At 69.5% G+C, this 24,452-nt stretch carries 12 protein-coding genes and 1 pseudogene; 5 read left to right on the top strand and 8 right to left on the bottom strand.

Annotation, left to right across the window (positions count from 1 at the left end; all coding sequences use genetic code 11):
• The first annotated feature begins 17 nt into the window (after positions 1-17).
• The 5 genes and pseudogenes from pks13 to KXD97_RS33075 all read left to right on the top strand — a co-directional run bounded on the left by pks13 (position 18) and on the right by KXD97_RS33075 (position 9,762).
• The gene (gene pks13, locus KXD97_RS05735) at positions 18-5,426 is read left to right on the top strand and encodes a polyketide synthase Pks13 (protein WP_260755808.1); all 5,409 of its coding nucleotides are present in this window, start codon (positions 18-20) and stop codon (positions 5,424-5,426) included.
• Positions 5,423-6,997 (top strand): acyl-CoA carboxylase subunit beta, encoded by a 1,575-nt coding sequence (locus KXD97_RS05730; RefSeq protein WP_260755807.1) that lies wholly within the window; start codon positions 5,423-5,425, stop codon positions 6,995-6,997. The genes pks13 and KXD97_RS05730 overlap by 4 nt, the downstream gene beginning before the upstream one ends.
• A 57-nt stretch (positions 6,998-7,054) precedes the next feature.
• Positions 7,055-7,963 (top strand): DUF4331 domain-containing protein, encoded by a 909-nt coding sequence (locus KXD97_RS05725; protein ID WP_260755806.1) that lies wholly within the window; start codon positions 7,055-7,057, stop codon positions 7,961-7,963.
• A gap of 4 nt (positions 7,964-7,967) precedes the next feature.
• The gene (locus tag KXD97_RS05720) at positions 7,968-8,342 is read left to right on the top strand and encodes a hypothetical protein (RefSeq protein WP_260755805.1); all 375 of its coding nucleotides are present in this window, start codon (positions 7,968-7,970) and stop codon (positions 8,340-8,342) included.
• A gap of 33 nt (positions 8,343-8,375) precedes the next feature.
• Positions 8,376-9,762: pseudogene (locus KXD97_RS33075) on the top strand (serine/threonine-protein kinase).
• Between the two features lie 74 nt (positions 9,763-9,836).
• Here KXD97_RS33075 and KXD97_RS05705 read toward each other — a convergent pair.
• The 8 genes from KXD97_RS05705 to KXD97_RS05670 form a co-directional block, all read right to left on the bottom strand.
• Complete coding sequence (locus KXD97_RS05705; protein ID WP_260755803.1) at positions 9,837-13,022, bottom strand: arabinosyltransferase domain-containing protein; 3,186 nt, start codon at positions 13,020-13,022, stop codon at positions 9,837-9,839.
• Positions 13,023-13,045: 23 nt separating this feature from the next.
• Entirely contained in the window at positions 13,046-16,261 is a 3,216-nt protein-coding gene (locus tag KXD97_RS05700; RefSeq protein WP_260757850.1) for an arabinosyltransferase domain-containing protein, read from the bottom strand.
• 116 nt (positions 16,262-16,377) lie between these two features.
• Positions 16,378-19,632: an arabinosyltransferase domain-containing protein gene (locus KXD97_RS05695; RefSeq protein ID WP_260755802.1), complete on the bottom strand. Its 3,255-nt coding sequence runs from the start codon at positions 19,630-19,632 to the stop codon at positions 16,378-16,380.
• Positions 19,633-19,636: 4 nt separating this feature from the next.
• On the bottom strand, positions 19,637-21,520 hold the full coding sequence (locus tag KXD97_RS05690; protein ID WP_260755801.1) for a galactan 5-O-arabinofuranosyltransferase: 1,884 nt from the start codon (positions 21,518-21,520) through the stop codon (positions 19,637-19,639).
• 61 nt (positions 21,521-21,581) lie between these two features.
• Positions 21,582-22,364, bottom strand: a complete 783-nt coding sequence (locus tag KXD97_RS05685) for a decaprenylphospho-beta-D-erythro-pentofuranosid-2-ulose 2-reductase (protein ID WP_260755800.1) — start codon at positions 22,362-22,364, stop codon at positions 21,582-21,584.
• Positions 22,365-23,747 carry an FAD-binding oxidoreductase gene (locus tag KXD97_RS05680; protein WP_260755799.1) on the bottom strand — a complete coding sequence of 461 codons (1,383 nt, stop codon included), beginning with the start codon at positions 23,745-23,747 and terminating at the stop codon, positions 22,365-22,367. It lies immediately after the preceding gene.
• 61 nt (positions 23,748-23,808) lie between these two features.
• Complete coding sequence (locus tag KXD97_RS05675; RefSeq protein WP_260757849.1) at positions 23,809-24,210, bottom strand: GtrA family protein; 402 nt, start codon at positions 24,208-24,210, stop codon at positions 23,809-23,811.
• 106 nt (positions 24,211-24,316) lie between these two features.
• A complete protein-coding gene (locus KXD97_RS05670) occupies positions 24,317-24,451 on the bottom strand; it encodes a hypothetical protein (RefSeq protein ID WP_260755798.1) in 135 nt (44 codons plus the stop codon).
• Position 24,452 lies beyond the last annotated feature (1 nt).

The raw sequence follows: 24,452 nt of genomic DNA, 5'->3' as shown, positions 1-24,452 counted from the left end.
CGTGAGGTTGAGTAGACATGGCGCAAGCACAAGAAGATTCGGGTAAGTCCGGGCCGGACATGACGGTCGCCGAGATGCGTGAGTGGCTGCGCAACTGGGTGGGTAACGCCACCGGCCAGGCTCCGGACTCGATCAACGAATCCGCACCTTTGGTGGAGCTCGGTCTGTCGTCGCGCGACGCGGTGGCAATGGCCAGCGACATCGAGGATCTGACCGGGGTGACGCTCACCGCGACGGTGGCGTTCCGGCATCCGACCATCGAGTCGTTGGCGACGGTGATCATCGAGGGTGAGCCGGAAGAGGACACCGAGGCGCTCGACGCCGAGGACTGGTCGCGCGACGGCGACGAAGGCCGGCTCAATATCGCGATAGTCGGTGTGGGAACGCGCTTCCCGGGCGACATGAACACCCCGGGCGAGATGTGGGACGCGCTGCTGGAGGGCCGGGACGCGATCACCGACCTGCCCGAGGGCCGCTGGTCGGAGTTTCTGTCCGAGCCGCGCATCGCCGAACGCGTCGCCAAGGCCCGCACCCGCGGCGGCTACCTGTCGGACATCAAGGGCTTCGACGCCGAGTTCTTCGCGCTGTCGAAGATGGAAGCCGACAACATCGACCCGCAGCAGCGCATGGCGCTGGAGCTGACGTGGGAAGCGTTGGAGCACGCCCGGATTCCGGCATCGAGCCTGCGCGGCCAGAATGTCGGCGTCTACGTCGGCAGCTCTACCAACGACTACAGCTTCCTCGGTGTCGCCGACCCGTCCACCGCGCATCCGTACGCGATCACCGGCACCGCGAGCTCGATCATCGCCAACCGGGTGTCGTACTTCTACGACTTCCGCGGTCCGTCGATGGCCATCGACACCGCCTGCTCGTCGTCCCTGGTGGCGGTGCACGAGGGCGTCAAGGCGCTGCGCGCCGGTGACGCCGACGTCGTACTCGCCGGTGGCGTCAACGCGCTCGTAACCCCGCTCGTCACAGTCGGTTTCGACGAAGTCGGCGGCGTTCTGGCCCCGGACGGCCGCATCAAGTCGTTCTCCAAGGACGCCGACGGTTACGCCCGTTCCGAGGGCGGCGGCATGCTGGTGCTCAAGCGCCTCGCCGACGCACGCCGCGACGGCGACCAGATCCTGGCTGTGATCGCCGGCGGTGCGGTCAACCACGACGGCCGATCCAACGGTCTGCTGGCGCCCAACCCGGACGCCCAGGAAGCCGTGCTGCGCAAGGCCTACAAAGACGCCGGCATCAACCCGCGCAGTGTCGATTACGTCGAGGCCCATGGCACGGGCACCATCCTGGGTGACCCGATCGAGGCCGACGCGCTGGGCCGGGTGATCGGTCGTGGCCGCGCCGCCGACCGGCCCGCACTGCTCGGTGCGGTCAAATCCAATGTGGGACACCTGGAGTCCGCCGCCGGTGCGGCCAGCCTGGCCAAGGTCGCGCTGGCGCTGCACCACGACAAGATCCCGCCGTCGATCAACTACGCGGGCCCGAACCCGTACATCGACTTCGACAAAGAACATCTGAAGGTCACCGACACGCTCACCGACTGGCCCCGCTACAGCGGCCACGCCGTCGCCGGTGTGTCGGGCTTCGGATTCGGCGGCGCGAACGCGCACCTGGTGGTGCGCGAGGTGCTGCCCACCGACCTGGTGGAGCCCGCGCCGGAGCCCGATGTCGCGGTGGTGACCCCGGCCACCGACGAGGCGAAGGCCGTGTACGTCGGCGGGGTCCGGATGGACGAGTACGGTGAATTCCTCGATGAAGACGACGACGACCGCGGTGACGACGAGTTCTACGGCCGGGTAGCCGATGAGGAGCCCGAGCTTCCGGGGCTGACCGATGAGGCGCTGCGCCTGCTGGAGGTCGCGCGCGAGGAACTCGCCGCGGCCGAGGCCGAGAACCCCACGACTCCGATTGTGCCCATTGCCGTCTCGGGATTCCTGACCTCGCGCAAGCGGGCCACCGCCGCCGAGCTCGCCGACTGGATCGACAGTCCTGAGGGCCGCGCGGCTTCGCTGGAGTCGATCGGCCGGTCGCTGTCGCGGCGCAACCACGGCCGGTCCCGCGCGGTGGTGCTGGCCCACGACCACGATGAGGCCGTCAAGGGGCTGCGCTCGATCGCCGAGGGCAAGCCCAACCCGATCGTGATCAGCGCCGACGGCCCGGTCACCAACGGCCCGGTCTGGGTGCTCGCCGGTTTCGGTGCGCAGCATCGCAAGATGGCCAAGAGCCTGTACCTGCGCGACGAGATCTTCGCCGAGTGGATCAACAAGGTCGACGCGCTGATCCAGGACGAGCGCGGACACTCGATCCTCGAGCTCATCCTCGACGACGCGGTCGATTACACCGACGAGACCACCGAGCTCCCGATCGAGAAGGTGCAGCTGGTCATCTTCGGCATTCAGGTCGCGCTCGGCGAGCTGCTCAAGGCGCACGGCGCGAAACCCGGCGCGCTGATCGGCCAGTCGCTGGGCGAGGCAGCGGCGGCGTACTTCTCCGGTGGTCTGTCGCTGGAGGACGCGACCCGCACCATCTGCTCGCGCGCCCACCTGATGGGTGAGGGCGAGGCGATGCTGTTCGGCGAGTACATCCGGCTGATGGCGCTGGTGGAGTACTCGGCCGAGGAGATCGAGACTGTTTTTTCAGACTTCAAGAACCTCGAGGTCTGCGTGTACGCCGCACCGACCCAGACGGTGATCGGCGGCCCGCCCGACCAGGTCGACGCGATCATCGCCCGCGCCGAATCCGAGGGCAAGTTCGCACGCAAGTTCCAGACCAAGGGCGCCAGCCACACCTCGCAGATGGATCCGCTGCTCGGTGAGCTCGCCGCGGAACTGCAAGGCATTCAAGCGCATCCGGTGCAGGTGCCGTACTACTCGACGGTGCACGAGGGCAACCTGATCCGCGCGGGCTCGGACCCGATCCACGATGTGGATTACTGGAAGAAGGGCCTGCGGCACAGCGTGTACTTCACGCACGGCATCCGCAACGCCGTTGACAACGGTCACACCACGTTCCTGGAGTTGGCTCCCAACCCGGTCGCGCTGATGCAGGTCGGGTTGACCACTGCCACCGCCGGACTGCATGACGCCCAACTGATCCCGACGCTGGCGCGCAAGCAGGACGAGGTCGACTCGATGACCACGGCCATGGCGCACCTGTACGTGCACGGCCACGACCTGGACATGCGCACGCTGTTCCCGCTGCCGACGGATCGGCCGGTGGATCCGGCGGTCGACTACGCCGACATCCCGCCGACGCGGTTCAAGCGCAAGCCGCACTGGCTGGAGGCGCACTTCACCGGTGACAGCTCGGCCGTGATGCCGGGCAACCACGTCGCCACCCCGGACGGCAGGCACGTGTGGGAGTACTTGCCGAAGGGTCAGACCGATCTGGCCGCGTTGGTGAAAGCCGCTGCGGCAGTAGTCCTTCCGGATGCCAAGTTGACCGCCTCCGAGCAGCGCGCGGTCCCGGGTGAGGGGTCGCGGCTGGTCACCACGCTGACCCGGCATCCCGGCGGAGCCAGCGTGCAGGTACACGCCCGAATCGAAGAATCCTTCACTCTCGTCTACGACGCCATCGTGACCCGCGGCGGCGCCCAGACCGCGCTGCCGACGGCCGTCGGCGCGGGCACCGTCGCCGAGATCGCCTCTGCCGCACCGGCAGAGCCGGAGCCCGAGGATGATGCAGCCATCCTGCAGGACAACCTCACCGCCGGTGCCGGCCTGGCCGCCGGCTTCGCGAAGTGGTCGCCGGATTCCGGGGAGACCATCGGCGAGCGGCTCGGCACCATCGTCGGTGCGGCGATGGGCTACGAGCCCGAGGACCTGCCGTGGGAGGTGCCGCTGATCGAGCTCGGGCTGGATTCGCTGATGGCGGTGCGCATCAAGAACCGCGTCGAGTACGACTTCGACCTGCCGCCGATTCAGTTGACCGCGGTCCGCGACGCCAACCTGTACGCGGTCGAGAAGCTGATCGCGTACGCGGTCGAGAACCGCGATCAGGTCGAGGAGCTCGCCGAGACGCAGAAGGGGCAGAGCGCCGAGGAGATCGCCGCGGCCCAGGCCGAGTTGATGGGCGGGGCGACCACGGTTGCCGAGCTCGAGGCCAAGCTGGCCGAGGCGGGCCATCCCATCGCGGCCGAGGTGAACGCCGCGGCGATCGCCACCGACGCCGTCGAGGCCCAGGTGCCGGCTCCGCCGACCGACCCCTCGGGTCCGTCCATCCCGGCTCCACCGAGCGACCCGTCGGGACCCGTGGGCGAAACGGCTACCGGCGACAAACCTTCCGCCGCAGGCCTGGCCGCCAAGGTCCTCACCCAGGAAGCCGTCACCGAGGCGCTCGGCGCCGACGTGCCGCCGCGTGACGCCGCCGAGCGGGTCACGTTCGCCACCTGGGCGATCGTCACCGGCAAGTCGCCGGGCGGCATCTTCAACGAGCTGCCGTCGATCGCCGACGACGTCGCCGAGAAGATCGCCCAGCGGCTCTCCGAGCGCGCCGAGGGCACGATCACCGTCGAGCAGGTCACCTCGGCCCGCACCATCCAGGACCTCTCCACCGCGGTGCGCGACGAGATGGACTCCGGTGAACTCGACGGGTTCGTCCGCACCCTGCGGGCACGGCCGGAAGGGTCCACCCGGGTCCCGGTGTTCGTGTTCCACCCGGCGGGCGGTTCGACCGTCGTCTACGAGCCACTGATGAAGCGGCTGCCGGCCGACACCCCGGTGTACGGCATCGAGCGGGTCGAGGGCTCCATCGAGGAGCGGGCCCGCGAGTACGTGCCGAAGCTGATGGAGATCCAGGGCAACGGCCCCTACATCCTGGCCGGCTGGTCGCTGGGTGGGGCGCTGGCCTACGCATGCGCGGTCGGGCTGAAGAGCCAGGGAGCCGACGTGAGGTTCGTCGGGCTGATCGACACGGTGCGCGCCGGCGAGGAGGTGCCGCAGACCAAGGAGGAGATCCGGGCCCGCTGGGACCGCTACGCGCTTTTTGCGCAGCGCACCTTCAACGTCGAGATCCCGGCCATCCCCTACGAGCAGCTCGAGGAGCTCGACGACGAGGGCCAGGTGAAGTTCGTCCTGGACGCGGTCAAGGAGAGCGGCGTCGACATCCCCGGCGGCATCATCGAGCACCAGCGCACGTCTTACCTGGACAACCGGGCGCTCGACACCGCGGTGATCGAGAACTACGACGGCCACGTCACCTTGTACATGGCCGACCGCTACCACGACGACGCGATCATGTTCGAGCCGCGCTACGCGGTCCGCCAACCCGACGGCGGCTGGGGTGAATTCGTCGCCGACCTGGAGGTCGTGCCGATCGGAGGCGAGCATATCCAGGCGATCGACGAGCCGTACATTGCAAAGGTCGGCGCGCACATGAGTGAAGCGATCAACGCTATTCAGGCTGAGAGCGAGAGCAAGTGACCACCGAGGTTTCTCCCACCCACCACCCGAAAACCACCGCCGAACTCCTGGCCGAACTCCGCGAGAAGCTGGAGCTGGCCAAGGAACCCGGTGGCGAGAAGGCCGTCGCCAAACGGGAGAAGAAGGGCATCCCCAGCGCCCGGGCCCGGATCCACGCGCTGCTCGACCCCGGCAGTTTCCTGGAGATCGGCGCGCTGGCCAAGACGCCGGGCGATCCCGAGGCGCTCTACGGCGACGGCGTGGTCACCGGCCACGGCACCATCAACGGCCGTCCGGTCGGCGTGTTCAGCCACGACCAGACGGTGTTCCAGGGTTCGGTCGGCGAGATGTTCGGCCGCAAGGTGGCCCGGCTGATGGAGTGGGTGGCCATGGTCGGCTGCCCGATCATCGGCATCAACGACTCCGCCGGCGCCCGCATCCAGGACACCGCGACGTCGCTGGCCTGGTACGCCGAACTGGGCCGCCGCCACGAGCTGCTGCGCGGCCTGGTGCCCGAAATCTCGTTGATCTTCGGCAAGTGCGCCGGCGGTGCGGTGTACTCGCCGATCCAGACCGATCTGATCGTCGCGGTCCGCGACCAGGGCTACATGTTCGTCACCGGCCCCGACGTCATCAAGGACGTCACCGGTGAGGACGTCACCCTCGACGAGCTCGGCGGCGCCGACGCCCAGGCCCGGTACGGCAACATCCACCAGGTCGTCGAATCGGAGGCCGCGGCGTTCCAGTACGTCCGCGACTACCTGAGCTTCCTTCCGGCCAACACGTTCGACGACGCGCCGATCGTCAACCCCGGTCTGGAACCGGAGGTCACCCCGCACGATCTTGAGCTGGACACGATCGTGCCGGACGCCGACAACCAGGCCTACGACATGATGGAGATCCTGCTGCGGATCTTCGACGACGGCGACGTGTTCCAGGTGGGCGAGAACGCGGGCCCGGCGATCATCACCGCGTTCGCGCGGGTCGACGGCCGCCCGGTCGGTGTGATCGCCAACCAGCCGATGTACCTGTCGGGCGCCATCGACAACGAGGCCTCCGACAAGGCGGCCCGGTTCGTGCGGTTCTGCGACTCGTTCAACACCCCGCTGGTCTTCGTGGTCGACACGCCAGGATTCCTGCCCGGTGTGGCGCAGGAGAAGGGCGGCATCATCAAGCGGGGCGGGCGCTTCCTGAACGCGGTGGTGGAGGCCGATGTCCCGAAGGTCACGATCACGATCCGCAAGTCCTACGGCGGGGCGTACGCGGTGATGGGCTCCAAGCAGCTGACCTCGGACTTCAACTTCGCCTGGCCGACCGCCCGCATCGCGGTGATCGGCGCCGAGGGCGCGGCCCAGCTGCTGGTCAAGCGATTCCCCGATCCGACCGCACCCGAGGTGCAGAAGATCCGGGCCGATTTCATCGAGGGCTACAACACCAGCCTGGCCACGCCGTGGATCGCGGCCGAGCGCGGCTTCATCGACGGCGTCATCGAGCCCCACGAGACGCGGCTGCTGCTGCGCAAGTGCATGCATCTGCTGCGTGACAAGCAGATCAACCGTGTGCAGCGCAAGCATGGCCTGACGCCGATCTAGACCGGCGGGTGCTGTTGGATGGAGGCACCGACGAGCGCTTGCGCGAGGAGTATTGCCGTGTCGACTGACTTCACCGGGCTCAGGAGGGGCGCGCCGCTCGGCGATGCCCGGCTGGACCTGTGCGATCTGTTCGTGTTCCCGTCGCCGAAGGATCCTTCGCGCACCGCGCTGATCCTGACCGCGAACCCGGACGCGGACACGATGCATCCCTGCGCCGTCTACCGCATCGCCATCGACAACGACGGCGACCTGCGCAACGACATCGCGTTCAACTTCGTCTTCAGCGAGCCTTCCGCAGGCCCGTCCGGTCAACGTCAGTGGGTGGACGTGTATCTGGCGTTGCAGGCGGACGCCCGAGTGGACGCGGCGGCCGGGTCGCGGATCTTCGGCGACGTGGAGGTGTCGTTCGACGAGACCCCACACATGTGGCAGTCGGGGTCCTACTCGTTCTTCGCGGGTGTCCGCGGCGACGCGTGGTTCGCCGACACCAATGTGATCGTGATGGCGGTGGAACTGCCGACGGCCTATCTGGGTGCCGAACCCGATGTGCGGATCTGGGCCCGCTGCAGCGTGCTGGGGGACGACGGCTGGGTGCACGCCGACCGGGTCGCGCATCCGTGGGTGAGCGGCTTCTTCGCCGCCGACGACGAGCTCGCCGAGTACAGCGCGGGAGAGCCGAATCAGGACCGGGCGCGCTGGATGGGCCATCTGATCGAGTTGATGGCCGACACCGGCGGCTACAGCCGTGACGACGCGATCAGCGCGATCGAGGCCGAGGGGACGCTGCCCGACGTGCTGACCTACAAGCCGTCGGACCCGCCCGGGTACCCGAACGGGCGCAGGCTCACCGACGACGTCGCCGACTACCGGTCGAGATTTCTGACCAACGGGCAGAAGGGCTTCACCGGCCTGAGCGCGCCGACCGAGCTGCTCCCGGAGTTCCCCTACCTCGGCGCCCCCCGCTGAGATCATGGACGACGACACTGCAGCGCCACCATCCCTGCTGATCTCCGCGTATCGGACGTGTGAGGCGTTGCCTCTGGTGGGCGGTCTGTTCACCCGGGGCCGGCAGGAGGCGCACGCGGTGCTGTCGGTGGTCGTCGCCGCGGTGGTCGACGAACTCGACCTCGACGAGATGGTGCGGGAGCGGATCACCGCCGAGACCGTCGACGCGGTCATCGCGCGGATCGACGTGGTGGCGCTGGCCGACAAGGTCATCGACGGTGTGGACCTGCGGGCCATCATCCGGGAGTCCACCGCGCTCCCCACCGTCGACCCCGACACGCTGGCCGGGTTCGTGGACCGGATGCGCGGCCGCCGATCCCGTTTCCGTGACCGTTCCTGACGCCGCCACACGATTGGACATAGGATTCCGCGCATGCCGCTGAGCGACGGCGAGTTGATCTCGGGGTACACGATCGTGCGGCTGTTGGGTTCGGGCGGCATGGGTGAGGTTTATCTGGCCAGGCATCGGCGGTTGCCGCGCCACGACGCGCTGAAGGTGCTGTCGGCATCGGTGAGCACCGACGACGAGTACCGGCAGCGGTTTGACCGCGAGGCCGACATCGCGGCCACGCTGTGGCATCCGCATATCGTGGCCGTACACGACCGCGGCGACTTCGACGGCCGGCTGTGGATCTCGATGGACCACGTGGAGGGGACTGACACCGCCGCCCTGCTGGCCGACCGCTATCCCGACGGGATGCCACCCGATCTGGTCATCCGGATCGTCACCGCGGTCGGGGAGGCGCTCGACTACGCGCACCAGCGCGGCCTGCTGCACCGTGACGTGAAACCGGCCAACATCCTGATCGCCGACCCGGAGACGGAGCGGGAACGCATCATGCTCGCCGATTTCGGGATCGCGCGCCGCGTCGGTGAGGCCAGCAACCTCACCGGAACGAACATGACCGTCGGCACGGTGGCCTATTCGGCGCCCGAGCAGCTGACCGCCGACACCGGCATCGACGGCCGCGCCGACCAGTACGCGCTGGCGGCCACCGCATATCAACTGCTGACCGGGACGCCGCCGTTCCGGCACACCAACCCCGCGGTCGTCATCAGCGCGCACCTGACCGCGCAGCCTCCGCCGATCTCGGTGCACCGTCCCGAATTGTCATCCCTCGGAACGGCTTTCGACAAGGCGCTGGCCAAGTCGCCGGCAGACCGGTTCGATCGCTGCGTGGACTTCGCCCGCGCGCTGGCCGGCCGCAGCGCGGCGGGCGCCCCCGGGGGTGGCGCTCGACCCGGACGCGACGATGCTCGCCGCGGCCACGGCCGGACCGCGCCACGCCAGACCCGGCGCGGCGCCGAACTCACGGCGGCGATACCTGCTGGCCGGTGCGGGGCTGCTGCTCGTGCTGCTCGCGGTTGCCGCGGTGGTGTTCCTGGCCCAGTACGAGCGACAGGAAGGCCGCGGCGAGGCCGGGCCCACGACGTCGGCCGGCGCGCCGCGGAGCGCCCCGTCGGGTGTCACGCTGCCGGTGATCGTGGTAGGGGCGGACTGCGCGACGCTCGGCGCCGCCGGTGTCACCGAGGGCGGCGAGCCGGCCTACTGTGCCCGGCTGGCGTCATCGGGGGCACCGCTCTGGTCGCTGTATCCCGGTGAGATCCCGCATCCCACAGCGACGTCGGTGGCCGGTCCGGGAGAGTCGAATCCAGACACCCCGGTGCTGGTGTGCATGCAGCAGACCGGCAAGAGTCAGGTGGACTGCCACGACGACATTCTGCAGGAGAACAGCGACCCGACTGCCAACGACAGCTGACCGTCCCCGCCGAAATCGCATTCCACGTTGACTTCTCGCGACTTTCGCCGCGTGGAATGCGATTTCGGCGGGGATCAGGGCTGGAAGCGCATCGGTCCCGGCGACCACAATCCGGAGTGCGTGGACGATCCCAGGTCGATCGCGGCGGGCTCGGCGTCGACGATGGTGTCGAACCGGCGCAGCGAACCCCAGTCCTGGCCCCAGTCGTTCGACAGGTACGTCGACATCACCGACGCGCGCAGCAACAGGTCGGTGATGCCGAGCAGACCGCCGTTGATGCCGTCCTGCCAGGTGTCGGTGCTCTGCAGCTTCGCGGAGTAGTCCGGCGAGATGCGGAACTTGGGGATCTCGGTGACGCCGTTGGCGTGCAGCATCGGCTGCTGGCACGGGAACGCCAGCCCGACCGCCCAGTCCATCAGCACCGGTTGCTCGGAACCGATGTACTCCTGCACCGAGCGGACCTCGGGCACCCGCGGCGGTGTCACCGCCACCCAGTCGCCCTGGCCCAGCGACAGATCCTCGGCGACGACCCGGACCGCGACGGCGTCGGCCGGGATCTGGGCCCGCGGGTAGCGCAGATTGCGCCACGACGGGGTCGGACCGATGTCGTACGGGCTGACCCGTCCGGCAGGCACCGGTACCCCGTCGGGCCCGGCGGTGGCGTATTCCAGGTCGACGGTCTGACCGGAGGTGAACGCGTTCGCGACGCTGGTGCCCGAGATCGTTCCGGCGGCGGTGATCACCACCAGCGGGTGCGCGTCGTCGGCCGGCGGAAGCGCATACCACGCCGACGCGAGGCGGCTTTCCTGTTGCGGCCCGGTCGAATACGTGCCGGCGACCGGAACCCGTGCCGGGTCCAGACCGTACGGCAGCGGCACCCTGGAGCCGTTGACACCGGGCCGGGACAGCTCGATGGGCCGGTTCCAGTCGTAGTCGGTGCCCGGCTGCGGGTTGTTCAGCCGGATCGCCTCGGCGATGATCCGGTCCGGGACACCGTTGGGGGAGAAGCCTGCCGGGTCGGTGCCGCCGAGCGGGCCCAGCGGGCCGTATCGGCCCGGGATCGGTTGCAGGAAGCCGTCGTTGGAGTCCGGCTCGACCAGCACGTCGTCGGCCAGTCCGCAACCCCCGGCGAACGCGCGGATGTTGGCCCAGCCGTTGGAATAGGTCGGGTACTGCCGTACCACGCCGGTCGCCAGCGAGGCCACCATGAACACCACCATGAAGCCGGCGGCGATCGGGATCGGCGCCGCGGTGAGCGCGTCGATCACCCGCGACTCCTGCCTGTTGCCGACGTGCAGCCAGAACGCCCACAGCGCCGCGACGCCGAACAGCACGAAGAACACTGTGCTGGCCGTCACCCCGCCCAGCTGCGGCACCGAAGTATTGTACGGCACACCGAAATTCGACACATACCACCAGCCGTTGGTGGACGCGAAGCACAGCGCCAGGATGAACAGCACACCGGCCAGGAACGCCATCCGGTTGCGCGCCGAGCGCAGTACCACCGGCGACACCAGCACTGTCGCCAGCGCGGCCATCGCGCCCCCCACCGCGGCGAACAACCCGAAGTGGTGGATCCACTTGGTGGGGGTGAACATCAGGAAGAAGATGGTGGCGAAGATGACGCCCATCAACCGCCAGGCCGGTCCGCGCGCGACACCGGGAACCCGCTTGCGGCGCAACATGATGAACAGGGACGTGAACAGGCACAGTGCGGTGAACAGGAAGGCCACCCGGCGCGCGATCGCGCCGTCGACGGTCGGCAGGATCAGGTAGTAGTAGCGCAGGTTCTCGGTGTACCACTCCTGGCTCGGCCCGATCGCGGTGCGGATCTTGGTGGCTTCCAGCACCGTCGCCAGTGTCTGGTCGGCGAACACCACCGCCAGCACCACCGTGCCGGCCGCCAGCAGCGGCGCCAGCAGCGGCCACAGCCCGACGCTCTGGCGGCGCCGCATCAGGATGCGCAGGATCGGGCGCCCGCCGGCGACCAGCGCGGCCACCGCGATCAGCCCGGTGGGCTGGATGCCGAGGGTGAACGCGGCGGAGGTGATGGCCAGCGCGGCCGGGGTGAGCCGGCCTGACGTCACGGCACGTTCGATCAGCACATAGGTGATCAGCGCGCCGGTGGCGATCTGCCCCTCGGGGCGCAGGCCGTTGTTGAACGGCATCCAGGCCGCCATCAGCACCAGCCCGGCGGCCCACAGCGCGGCCCGGCTGCTCGACACCGCCGGCCCCAGGCGCGGCAGCACCTCACGCGACAGCAGCAGCCAGCACACCAGCGCGCAGATCAGGTCCGGCAGCCGAATCCAGATGCTGGCGGTGCTCACCTGCGTCATCAACGCCAGCAGGTTGTAGTACCAGCCGAACGGGTCCTCCGGGCTGCCGAACCAGCGGAAGTAGTTCGACATGTAGCCGGCGTGTTCGGCGACGCGGGCCATCTGCAGGATGTAGCCGTCGTCCGACGAGTTCGCGCCGATCACGTACCAGATCGCGAAGCCGCCGACGACGACGCCGTCCACGGCGGTGACGGTGCGCCAGCGCGTCGGGATGAGGCGGTGCATGCGGCGCCCGTCGAGCCGGTCCAGCCGCCACAGCGCCAGCAGCGCGAGCACGGTGCAGGCGATGGCCAGCACGATCGCGGCGAGCTTCACGGGGGTCGGCTCCGTGGTGAACCGGGTGTCGATGGTGGCCGAGACTGACAGGCCGGGCGGCGCCGGACCGGTCAGGTCGGTGAACACGCCCACGATCGCCGGACGCAGGTTGGGGTCGGGGTAGCCGGTGCGCTGGGGTTGGCCCGCGTCGGCACCGGAGACCTGGGTCAGCCCGACGAAGTCGGCGTAGGTGCCGTCCAGGTTCGAGGTGATCTCGATCGTCGAGCAGCCCGGCGATCCCGTCACCCGGTCCCGGTCCACGCTGGCGACCACGACGTTGCGCACGATCACGTCGACCCGCGACTCACTGACGCTGACCAGCATCGCGTTCAGCGCCGCGTCGCGGCCCTCGGCGGGCGCGGTGCCGAACACCAGACCGCCGTCGGCGGGCATGTCGCGGATGACGTCGCACGGCACGGTCGCGGTCAGGCTGACCGGCGCCTGCGAGATCAGCGGCGCGGTGACGTTACTGAGCTGCCCCTGCTGTGGCCAGTTCAGCGTCGCGGTGGTCTGGGTGACCGGCAGCAGCGGGATCGAGACGGCCAGCACGAAGCCGAGCAGCCCGGCGATCGTCGCGACCCAGCGGGCGATCCTCACATCGTTCTTCATCTTCGGTTCGTTCGCAGGCGCTCTCACGGGAGCGCCCTGATCGGTCCGCCACGGTTCCAGCCGAACACTCGCGTCGACCCCTCCTCGATCACGGCGTCGGGCGCCTCGTCGGACGGCACCACCCGCAGGTAGCGCTCCAGCGAACCCCAGTCCCGATACCAGTCCCCACGCAGGTAGGTCGGAATGGCTTCGGTGCGCAGCAGCGCCTGGATGAACAGGAACGGACCGCCGTCCTGCGCGGCCTGCCACTGGTTGGACGACACGATGATCTGCTTGAAGTTGGGCATGATCCGGTACTCGGGCAGTTCGGCGACCCCGAGGCGTTCGGCGAACGGCCGCTGGCACGGGAAGTGCGCTGCGGTGGCGATGTCCATCAGCACCGGGGTGTCGCGGCCCAGGAACTCCTGCGCGGTCTGCAGCACCGGCACCCGCGGCGGGGTGAACGCGAACCACTGGTCCTCGGACAGGTTCGGGTCGTCGGCGACGATGCGGGCCACGTTGGCCTCCGGCGGCGCCCACTCCAGCGGGAACCGCAGGTTGCGCCACGCCTTCTGGACGAAGATGTCGATCGGCTGCACCTCGCCGAGCTCCTGGTAGGAGCCGTCGGGCCGGTGCACGCCCCACTGGAGCTTCAGCGACTGCCCGTAGTTGAACGAGCCGTCCTCGTTGTAGTACCAGATCGCGCCCGCCGCGGCGACGCTCACCAGCGGCCGGTCCGGCGTACGGGGCGGCAGCTGGTACCACGCCGAGGTGGCCTTCGCCGCCACCCCGGCCTGATCTGAGCCGGGCTCGGCGAAACTGCCCATGACCGGGGTGGTGGCCGGGTCGAGCCCGAACGGCAGGAACACCCGGGATCTGTTGACGCCCTCGGGCCCGTAGCCGCCTCCGGTGCCGGCCGCGTAGCCCACCCCGATGTTGGGTTTGTCGACGGGACCGTCCGAGTTGACCGTGCCGGGGTTGGCCGCGACCGGTTCGGCCGGCTCGAGAGTGTCGCTGACGCCGTTGGGGGTGAAGGCCACCGGGTCCTCGCCGCCGAGCGGGCCGTACTCGCCGAACCGCTGGCCCGGCACCGGCTCGAGCATGCCCGCGTTCGTGTCGGCCTCGACCAGGACGTCGTCTGCCATGGCGCAGGAGGCGTCGCTCAGGCCCGACCGCAACGCCGAGATGTTGGCCGCTCCGGTGGTGTAGACGGGATAGCGGCCCACGGTGGCCTTGACCATCGAGCCCAATTCGAGGATCACCATGATCACCGCGACCACCAGCAGCGGCGACGACGCCAGCGCCCGGTTGCGGCCGGTGTCGGCGACCTGGGTGTGCCCGGCGTAGTCGATCCGGAAGTGCAGCCAGGCCGCCAGCAGTCCGCCGGCGATGGCCAGCACCAGAAAGATCGTCGTCACCGGGTAGCCGACGATCACCGGCTGCTTGTCGAACCACGGCACCCCGTAGTTGCCGACATAGAACCAGCCGTTGATCCCCGAGGTCGCCCATGCCAGCACGAACAGCAGCGCGGTCACGTACAGCGCCAGATTGCGGCGGCTGTGCAGGCCGACCCGGGCCAACGCGAACGCGGTGACCGCGCCGAGCGCGCCGGCCAGACCGGCGAACACACCGAACTGCACCGCCCACTTCGTCGGCGTCAGCGTCAGCAGCAGTAGGCCGATCGCGGTGGTGCCGGTCAGCCGCCACACCGGGGCGTTGACCGCGCCGGGCAGGCTGCCGCGCCGCAGCAGCACCACGAACAGGCCGACCACGCACAGCAGCAGGATCAGTACCGAGAAGCGGCGCGTCAGCGACCCGTCGACGCTCTCCTCGACGGTGAGGAAGTAGTAGCGCAGAAACTCCTGGTACCAGGGCAGTGTGGGACCGACGACGTACTTGATGCGCACCGATTCGGCGACGGTGGCCAGGGTCTGATCCCGGAACACGACGACGAAGATCAGCGACGCAGCGCCGGCCAGCGGCGCCAGCTGGGCCGCCAGACCGTCGACCGGGCGTCGGGCGGCGACGATGCGCGTGACCCCGCGGGCCCCGACCAGCAGCGGCGCGAGCGCGACCAGGCCCTGCGGGGCCAGTGTCACCGAGAACACCGCGACCACGATCGCCAGCGCGTAGGGCCACAGCCGGCGCGTCGCCAGCGTCGTCTCGGTCAGCATCCAGATCGCGACCACGCCGAACGCGATCAGCGGCTCGGGACGCAACCCGTTGTTGAACGGCAGCCACGCGGCCAGGAACACCGCGCCGGCGGTGAGCACCGCCACCCGATTGGCGGCCAGCCGGTGGCCGAGCCGCGGCAGCACGCAGCGGCTGACGATCAGCCAGGTGCCGATCGCCGCGGCGGTGGCCGGCAGCCGTAACCACACGCCGGCGGTGCTGATCGACGCCAGCTGGGCCAGCACGCTCTGGTACCAGTCGAACGGGGCTTCCGAGGCGCCGAAGTACCGGTAGTAGTTGGTGATGTAGCCGGCCTCCCCGGACACCCGGGCGATGGTGGTGTTGTAGCCGTCATCGGAGGACAGTGCGCCCACGACGTGCCAGATCAGCAGGCTGCCGATCACGGCCGCGTCGGTGAGCCAGGTCCACAGCCCGGCGCGGTGGCGCCGGCCGAGCCCGCGCGGGATCCGCCGGCCCGACGTCCGGTCCAGCACCGCGAGCGCGACGATCGACGCGATCACGCACAGCACCCCGAGCACCATCACGGCGAGCTTGAGAGTCGTCGGGGTGCTGATGAAGCGGGTGTCGACGTCGATGCGGGCACGGATGCCGGAATCCGGGCCCGTTTCCAGGTCGGTGAACACGCCGGAGACCTGGGGTCGCTTGTCCGGCGCCAGGGTGCCCGTCGCACCCGGGATCCCGACGAAATCGGCGCCGACGGCACCCACGTCCGCCCAGATGCGCAGCTCGCTGCAGGCGCCGGAGTCCACCGCCTCACGCGGGGCGACCGCGGCGACGGTGTCGCGGAAGGCGACGTAGACGACGTCGGGATTGGCGCGCACGAACAGCCCGTTGCGGCCGGCGTCGATGCCGCCGGCGGGGTTCGTGGAGAACACCACGCCGTCGTCCTCGGGCAGGGTCGCGACCGCCGCGCACGGGATGGTGACCTCCAGTGCGCGCGGCGCGCCGGACACCAGGGGCGCGGTGACGTCGCGGACGAAGCCGTCCGCGTCGACGGCCTGCGGCCACAGGATCGTCGCCGTGGACTGCTGCACCGGCAGCAGCGGAGTGAGCCCGCACAGGAGCATTCCGAGAAGCCCCGTAAGAACGGCGACGACGCGGGCGGACAGGGCAGGCACGAGGCTCGATGGTAGCGAAGTTCTTGTGCACGGAACGTCGGCGTGCCCGGGGGGCGGCCGAGTCGTCAGCTCAAACGCAGCGGCGCCGGGCTCCACAGCCCGCTGCGCTCGGCGGTCCCGAGGTCAAGCCGGGCCGGCTCGGCGTCCGGGTAGAAAGGCAGCAGTCGCTGCAGCGCGCCCCAGTCGCGGAACCAGTCGTACTTCAGATAGGTCGGGACCGTCACCGGGCGCACCAGCAGCTCGATGATGCCTAGCGGGCCGCCCCCGAGGTAGTCCATCACCGGCGAGTTGGCCTCGGCGCCGAACCGGTCGGGCAGGATCCGCCACTTCGGGACCTCGATGACGCCGTTGCGGTGCCCGAACGGGCGCTGGCACGGGAACGCCAGGCCCACCAGCCAGTCGAGCATCACCGGGTCGCTTGAGCCGACCACGTCCTGCAGCGTGCGCAGCTCCGGGATACGCGGGGGGGTGATCGCGATCCAGTGCTCGGGGCTGAGGTCGTCGTCACTGGCCACCAACCGGATCTGGGTGGCCTCGGCCGGGATCGCCGACAGTGGCGCGCGCAGGTTGCGCCAAGCCGGGGCGGCCCCGACGTCGCCGAACTCGATGCTGCCACCGGGCTCGCCGTCCGGGCCGGCCCACTGCACCACGACCTCGCCGGAGTCAAAGCGTCCCGCGGCGGCCACCACCAGCAGCGAGTCGGAGCGGTCCCGGTCGCTCCAACCGGTCGGCAGCTGGTACCAGGCCGAGCGCAGGAACGCAGGCTGCTGCGTGCCGCTGCGCCAGCTGCCGAGCACCGGGGTGCGGGCGGGGTCGAGACCGAACGGCAGCCGGGCGCGCGAGCCGTTGACGCCTGCGGCGGCGGTGGTGCCGCCCTCGGTGCCGGCTTCGCTGCCGGTGTCGCCGCTGGTGTTGTCGGTGTCGGCGAAGTTGGTCGCCCCGGGCTGTTCCATGACCGGGTCGGCGGACAGGTCGGACGGAACACCGTTGGGGCTGAAGCCCTCCGAGGTCACCTCGCCGAGTGCGTCGCCGACCGGGACGCCGATGGGCGCGAGCAAACCGGTGTTGACGTCCTCTTCGACCAGGACGTCCTCGGCCATGCCGCAGGTCTTGCCTGTCAGCGCCTGCAGGTTGGATCGGCCCACGGTCCACGCCGGGTACTGGCCCAGCATCGCCACCGTCAGAGAGATCACCTCGAAGGTGACCAGCGCCCAGGTGGCGATCGCCAACGGCGCCTGGGCGATTCGCTTCCAGCGCGGCGGGGTTGCGCCGGAAGGTGGCACGTCGCGACCCGAGAAGTGCAGCCAGGCAGCGACCAGCAGTGCCAGCACGGACAGCCCCAGCAGAATCGTGGTGAAGCCGAACTTCCACTCCGGGAACGCATTCGACCAGGGCGCCCCGAAGTTGGAGACGTACCACCAGCCGTTGACGGTCGCGAACGACAGTGCGGTCAGGAACAGCACCGCGGCGGTGAAGATCGCGCGGTTGCGCGGCGAGCGCATCGCGGCGGCCGAGATCGCCACCGCGGCCAGCGCTCCGAGCGAACCGGCCAGCCCGGCGAAGACTCCGAAGTGGTGGGTCCACTTGGTGGGAGTGAACATCATGGCCAGGAACGAGATCACGGTGATGCCGATGATGCGACGGCTCGGCCCGGCCGCGGTGCCCGGGATCCGGCCCTTGCGCAACGTCATCGCGACGGCGACCACCAGCGCCAGCAGCAGCGTGAGCACCGCGAAGCGGCGCGCCACCGAGCCGTCGGGGCTGGTGGTGAACAACCGCGAGTAGCGGATGTGCTCGTCGAACCAGGCCAGGCTCGGGCCGACAGCCGACTTGAAGCTGCTGGCCTGAAGTTCGGAGGCCAGGGTCTGGTCACGGAAGATCAAGAAGATCGTGACCGAGCCGGCCGCCGCGATCGGGGCCAGCAGCGCCCAGTAGCCGAAGCGCGAGACATGCGCGGCCACAATGGTTTTCAGCGGACCGATGGCGACCAGAAGCGCGCCGACCGCGGCGATGCCGGTGGGGCCGGAGAACAGGGTCAGCGCGCCGATGATGATCGCGACGGCCACCGGCAGCAGTCGGCTGGTCGCCACGCCCCGCTCGACCGAGCACCAGGTCAGCAGAATCCCGAGCGCGATGATCGGCTCCGGGCGCAGGCCGTTGTTCAGCGGCAGCCAGAACGCCAGGAACAGGCCTGCGGCCGTCCACGCGGCGGCGCGGCTGTGCTTGGCCGCCGAACCGAGTCGGGGGATGACCTCACGGCTGATCACCCACCAGCACGCCAGCGCGATCAGCAGGGTCGGCAACCGCATCCACACGCTGGCGGTGGACACATGCGCCCACAGCGCGAGCAGGTCGTAGTACCAGCCGAACGGCGCCTCGGGGGTGCCGAACCACCGGTAGTAGTTGGCCATGTAGCCGGCGTCCTCTGAGACGCGGGCCATCGTCAGGATGTAGCCGTCGTCGGCGGTGTTGGCGCCGACGAAATGCCACCACACCAACACGGCCGCGACCAACCCGTCCAGCGGGGACATCGACCACCAGCGCGGCGGCAGGAACCGCTTGTGCCTGCGGCCGTCGGCGCTGTCGAGCACGTGCAACGCGCCCAGGGACACCACGGTCATCGCCACCCCGATGATCATCGCGAGCAGCTTCAGCAGCGTCGGTGAGGTGCTGTAGCGGGTGTCGACGGTCGCGGAGAACTGCAGGCCGGGCGGGGCGGGACCGGACAGGTCGGTGAACACGCCGACGATCTGCGGACGGAAGTCGTAGCCGCCGCGCTCGCCGCGCAGTGGCTCGGCGGGCTCGGCTGGGGCGCCCGGGTCGGGTTCGGCCTGCAGGCCGACGAACTCCCCGGTGACCTTGTCGGCGTGTGCGGTGAAACGCAGCTCCTGACAGTCCGGGCGCAGTACCTGGTCCAGCGGTGCGCTGACCACGGGCGTGTTGCGGACGATGACGAGGAGGTCGTTGTTGACGCGCTCGATGAGCAGACCGCGGTCGACGGCGTTGGGCGCCTGCTTGGGAACCGTGGACAGCAGCACGTTGCGGCCGGGTCGGTCCAGCCTCGCCGCGGCGCTGCACGGGACGGTGATCTCCAGGTCGGTGGCGACGTAGCCGATCAGTGGGGCGTTGACACTCTGCAGCACGCCGTTCTGCGGCCAGTTCAGCTGCGCGATGGTCTGGTTGACCGGAAGCAGCGGGGTGGCGACGGCAAGCAGCGTGCCCAGCAGGCCCGCCACGATCGCAACGAGGCGCGCGGTGCGGTGGTTACGTACCGGCGCCTGCTGCGTCGGCTCTGCCGACCGAACTGGCTGTGGCACCACGGGGCTAGATCGTAGAGGGCTTGCGGATGGCCAGCACAAACGGCCCGACGGTGGACACGTCGAAGCGCGGATCGTCGAACAGCGCGTCGTCGAGGGCGACGTGATAGCGCCGCACGTTCGGCTGGTTGGGGTAGACGTCCTCGGCCAGCCGCAGCGTGTAGGTGTCGTTGGCGCCGCGGCGCATCAGAAACACCGACGGCGGTTCCCACGGCATGCTGTCGAGCGCGTCGACGAACTGGTCGGCGTCGGTCAGCATCCTCCAGCCCTCGATCGCGCCGGCGCGCTGGTCGAACTGCGCCAGCGGGTTGGCGTAGTGCGACGTCAACGCCTGGAAGCCGTAGTAGGGGTAGTAGGACAGGAAGCTGTAGTCGGCGGTCAGCACCACGGTCTCGTTGCGGGGCCTGCCGGTCACCTCCAGGATGCGGGCGTCGACCTCCCGGTAGTACTGCTCGGCGCCGGGCGGACGGCGATCGGCACGCTCGCCGTAGCCGTCGGTGTCGGTGTAGGCGACGACGATGTCAGGGCGCAGCACGTCGGGGATGTCCTGGCTGAATGTCACCGCGCCGAGGGCGCCGACGGCGGTGGCGACGGCCACCACCCTGGACGCGTTGCCCGGCCGGACCCGGGCCGCCGCGGCGCGGGTCATCTCCAGGAACCCGAACGCCCCGGCGGCGGCCAGCAGGATCGTCAGTGCCGGCTGCAGCCGGAACGACAGCAGCGTGGTGCCCAGCAGGGTGGTCAGCATCGACAGCAGAGACCAGGCGTAGACGGTCAGCACGGCGATGGCCAGCGCACCTGCTATCTGCTCTTCGCGCAAGCGCTCATCGCCAGCCCGAGTCGAGGTCCGCGCGCGGATCACCAGCCACACCGTGCCGAGCAGGCACAGCGCACCCAGCAGGGTGAACTGCAGCATCGGGAAGGACAGCTCGGCGCCGTCCTTGGGCAGGTAGTGCTGCGCGGTGCCGGTCTCGGCCGGGGTGCCGCGGGCGGCCGCCAGAAGGTAGGGGCCCCAGCCGATGAGCGCGATCAGACCGGAGATCACCGCGATCACGAGCAGTCGCAGCAGCGGATCCCAGTGCCGGCGAGTGACGGCCAACAGCACCGCCATCACCGTCAGCGTGAACGCCGCGTAGGCCAGCAGCAGCGTGTAGAACAGCCCGGTCACGCCCAGGAAGATTCCGGTTCCGACGACGGCGGCCCAACCCCCGTTGCGTGTCCGGCCTCTCAGACCGGACCAGGCCAGCACGAACACCGGTGGCAGCAGCACCGCGACGATCGCGGCGTAGGGCTCGGCCGGTGAATAGGCCAGTGCCGCCGCGGCCGTCGCGGTGGAGACGACGAGCGCGTACTCGAACCGCACCATCGCCGCCCACAGCACCAGCGCGAGCACGATCGCGACGGTGATCGAGATGATCGACCAGGGTTTGAACATCTCCCACGCCGGCGTCCCGGTCAGCGCCGCCAGCCGGCCGCCGAGCCAGAACCAGCCGGGCGGGTAAAACGGCGGCAGCCCGATGTAGGTCATGTCGTTCAGTGCCGCCTGGTCGGCGAAGCGGGTCAGATACTCGGTGCGGAACTGCTGGTCGACGCTGATGCCGAACAGGTACAGCCTGGTGGCGCCCAGTGGCATGGCCAAGGTCACCACCGAGAACGCGGCTAGGAACACCACCGCGGCGAGCCGGGCCACGGTGTGCCGGCCGCGGCGCCACAGCAGCCCGGCGGCGAACAGGCCGACCAGGCAGCCGACCTGCCCGACGGTGGTGAGCGCGTGCAGCTGGTTCGACGAGTTGTAGGCGGGCCATTCCACACGCGCGATGGCGACCAGACTCGCGACCGCGACCACGACGGCGACGCCGGTGGCGATCACCATCTGGGCGGCCGTTCTCATCGGCGCGGCCGAGAGGACACCTGCGTTCGTATCCGGGGTCGCTTCGCTCCTGGCCACCGGATCAGAGGGGAAGCTTGCGGAAGACCGGGCGCGGGATGTGGCGCAGCACCATCATCACGTAGCGGAACACCCCGGGCGCCCAGATCAGATCCTTGCCCCTGTTCGACGCCGTGACCGCCAGCTCGGCCACGTCCTCCTTGTCGACGGTGAAGGGGGCCTCCTTGGCGCCGGTGGCCTTCCAGTGCTCGATCGTCGTCGTCGTGCGCACCTGCCCAGGCCGGATCACCAGGACGCGGACTCCGTACTCGCGCAACGCCTCTCCGAGACCGAGGTAGAACCCGTCCAGGCCGGCCTTGGTGGAGCCGTACACGAAGTTGGAGCGGCGGACGCGTTCCCCGGCCGCCGAGCTCATCGCGATGATGCGTCCGGACCCCTGTGCGCGCATCTTCTCGCCGAGCAGCACCCCGACCGATACCGCGGCGGTGTAGTTGATCCCGGCGATCTGCACGGCCTTGCGCTGGTTCTGCCAGAGCTCCTCGGCGTCACCGAGCAGGCCGAACGCGACGACGGCGACATCGACATCACCGTCGGCGAAGGCGGCGTCGATCACCGCGGGGTGGCTGTCGGTGTCCAGCGCGTCGAAGTCGATCCAGTCGACGGCCCTGGCACCCGCGGCCCGCAGCGCTGCGATGGCGACGTCCCTGCGCGGGTGGCCGGGCAGGTCGGCCAGGATCACCCGCGCCGGGGCGTTGCGCAGATACCGCTCGCCGATCGCCAGGGCGATCTCGGACGTGCCACCCAGAAGCAGGATCGTCTGCGGGTTGCCGGTCGCATCGAAAACCATCTAGAGGAGCTCCAGTCGTCGGGCCATGTCGGAGGCGAACACCCCGTCGGGATCGACCTTGCGGCGCAAGGCGATCCACTCGTCGATGCGGGGATACATGGCGTGGAAAATCGCGGCGGTGGTGCGAGAGTCCTTGGCGGTATAGAGCCGGCCGCCGAACTCGAGCACCCGCCGGTCGAGCCCGTTGAGGAACTCGTTGAGGCCGGCGGTGATCGGGAAGTCGACGCACACGTTCCAGCCGGGAATCGGGAAACTCAGCGGCGCTTGGTTTCCCGGGCCGAAGAGCTTGAACACGTTGAGGAACGAGTGGAACCCGGAGCGCTGGATGTCTACCAGGATCGCCTTGAACTCCTCGACGGCGTCGGTGGGTACCACGAACTGGTACTGCGCGAAACCCGAAGGGCCGTAAGCCCGGTTCCACTCTCCGAACATGTCGAGCGGGTGGTAGAACTGCGTCAGGTTCTGCACCTTGCCCCGGTAGGTGCCCGACTTGCGGTACCAGAGTTCACCGATCGGCACGAACGTGTACTTGTTGGCCAGCCCGTTGGGAAACAGGTCGGGAAGCGTCAGCAGTTGCGGCGCATCGAACTTCAGCGGGTTCTTCTGCAGTTTTTTCGGCAGCTGGTCGAGGGTGGCCAGGGATCCGCGCGAGATCGCGGCGCGGCCCAGCTTCGGCGGCGGGCTGATCGCGTCGAACCATGCGCTGGAGTAGGTGTAGTTGGCCTCGGTGCCGTCGCTGTGGAACGCGATGGTCTCGTCGAGGCTGTGGGTGACGTCGCCGTCGGCGATGAAGTAGGCCGTCTCGGTGGGCGTCATCGCGACGGTGGCGCGCAGGATGATTCCGGTCAGCCCGTTGCCGCCGACCGTGGCCCAGAACACATCGGCGTGCGGCCCGTCCGGGGTCACGGTGCGGACCTGACCGTCGGCGGTCAGCAGGTCCATCGAGCGCACGTGGTTGCCGAAGCTGCCGGCGCTGTGGTGGTTCTTGCCGTGGATGTCGCAGGCGATGGCGCCGCCGACGGTGACCTGCCGGGTGCCGGGCAGCACCGGTACCCACAGCCCGAGCGGCAGCGCGGCGCGCATCAACTGGTCGAGGTTCACCCCGGCGTCCACGTCGACGAGGTGGCTGTCGGCATCCATGGAGTGGATCCGGTTGAGCGCGTTCATGTCGATGACGAGCCCGCCGCCGTTCTGGGCGTTGTCGCCGTAGGACCGGCCCAGCCCGCGGGCCAGCACGCCCCTGCCGGGGTGCTCGGCGGCGCGCGCGACGGCCTTGGCGATCACCTCGGGATCCGGTGTCGACAGCACCTGGGCCACCGACGGGGCGGTGCGGCCCCAGCCGGTCAACCGCTTGGCGGTGGTCGGAAACTCCGTGCTCAACATCGTCACAGAGGGTACCGCGACGGCCGCGATGGTCCGCGCAGCGCGAGGGTTTCCCCGGTCGCTAGGCCCCTGCCAACCGGAAGATCACGGCGCGCTGCACGATGAAGTTGATCACCGTCGCCGTGCCCTGGGCGATGACGAACGCGACCGGAACCCGCCAGGGCTGATCCTCGAACTCCATGTAGAAGACGTAGTTGATGCCGACCTGCACGGCGTAGGTGAGGGCGTAGAGCACGCACACCGCGATGAACCGGGCCTTGCTGGGCGGCGCCTGGAACGTCCAGCGCCGGTTGATCAGGTACGCGGTGGTGGTGCCTGCGATGAAACTGAGGGTCTTGGCGATGTTCACGTGCAGCCCGGCGGCCAGAAGCGCCACGTACAGGCCGAAGTCCACGACCGCCGACAACCCGCCGGTCACGAGAAATCGCCAGATCTGCGTCTTCAGGCTCAGCTGAGGTGACATCGGGGGCTCGGCCACCCGGGCAGCTTACGACCACCCGGCGAACTCGCATTCCACGCGGCCGTTCTCCCGGAGTTTCCGCGCTGCGCGCAATCTCGACGCGTGCGGGCTACAGCCCGGCGGCGCGCAGCACCTCGCACAGCGCCTCGACCGCCGCCGGAAACGCATAATCGGCCGGGGCGGCGAAGCCGACGACCAACCCGTCGCGTTCCCGCAACCCGGGCCCGGCCAGCGGATGGCGCATG

Source organism: Mycobacterium sp. SMC-8 (assembly GCF_025263565.1).
Classification (GTDB): domain Bacteria; phylum Actinomycetota; class Actinomycetes; order Mycobacteriales; family Mycobacteriaceae; genus Mycobacterium.
This window is presented reverse-complemented; position numbering and strand designations above follow the sequence as displayed.

Coding starts and splice junctions, on each gene's coding strand:
- KXD97_RS05675 (WP_260757849.1), bottom strand. CDS start 24,210: ATGTCACCTCAGCTGAGCCTGAAGACGCAGATCTGGCGATTTCTCGTG.
- KXD97_RS05720 (WP_260755805.1), top strand. CDS start 7,968: ATGGACGACGACACTGCAGCGCCACCATCCCTGCTGATCTCCGCGTAT.
- KXD97_RS05690 (WP_260755801.1), bottom strand. CDS start 21,520: ATGAGAACGGCCGCCCAGATGGTGATCGCCACCGGCGTCGCCGTCGTG.
- KXD97_RS05670 (WP_260755798.1), bottom strand. CDS start 24,451: ATGCGCCATCCGCTGGCCGGGCCCGGGTTGCGGGAACGCGACGGGTTG.
- KXD97_RS05700 (WP_260757850.1), bottom strand. CDS start 16,261: ATGCTCCTGTGCGGGCTCACTCCGCTGCTGCCGGTGCAGCAGTCCACG.
- KXD97_RS05685 (WP_260755800.1), bottom strand. CDS start 22,364: ATGGTTTTCGATGCGACCGGCAACCCGCAGACGATCCTGCTTCTGGGT.
- pks13 (WP_260755808.1), top strand. CDS start 18: ATGGCGCAAGCACAAGAAGATTCGGGTAAGTCCGGGCCGGACATGACG.
- KXD97_RS05705 (WP_260755803.1), bottom strand. CDS start 13,022: ATGAAGAACGATGTGAGGATCGCCCGCTGGGTCGCGACGATCGCCGGG.
- KXD97_RS05680 (WP_260755799.1), bottom strand. CDS start 23,747: ATGTTGAGCACGGAGTTTCCGACCACCGCCAAGCGGTTGACCGGCTGG.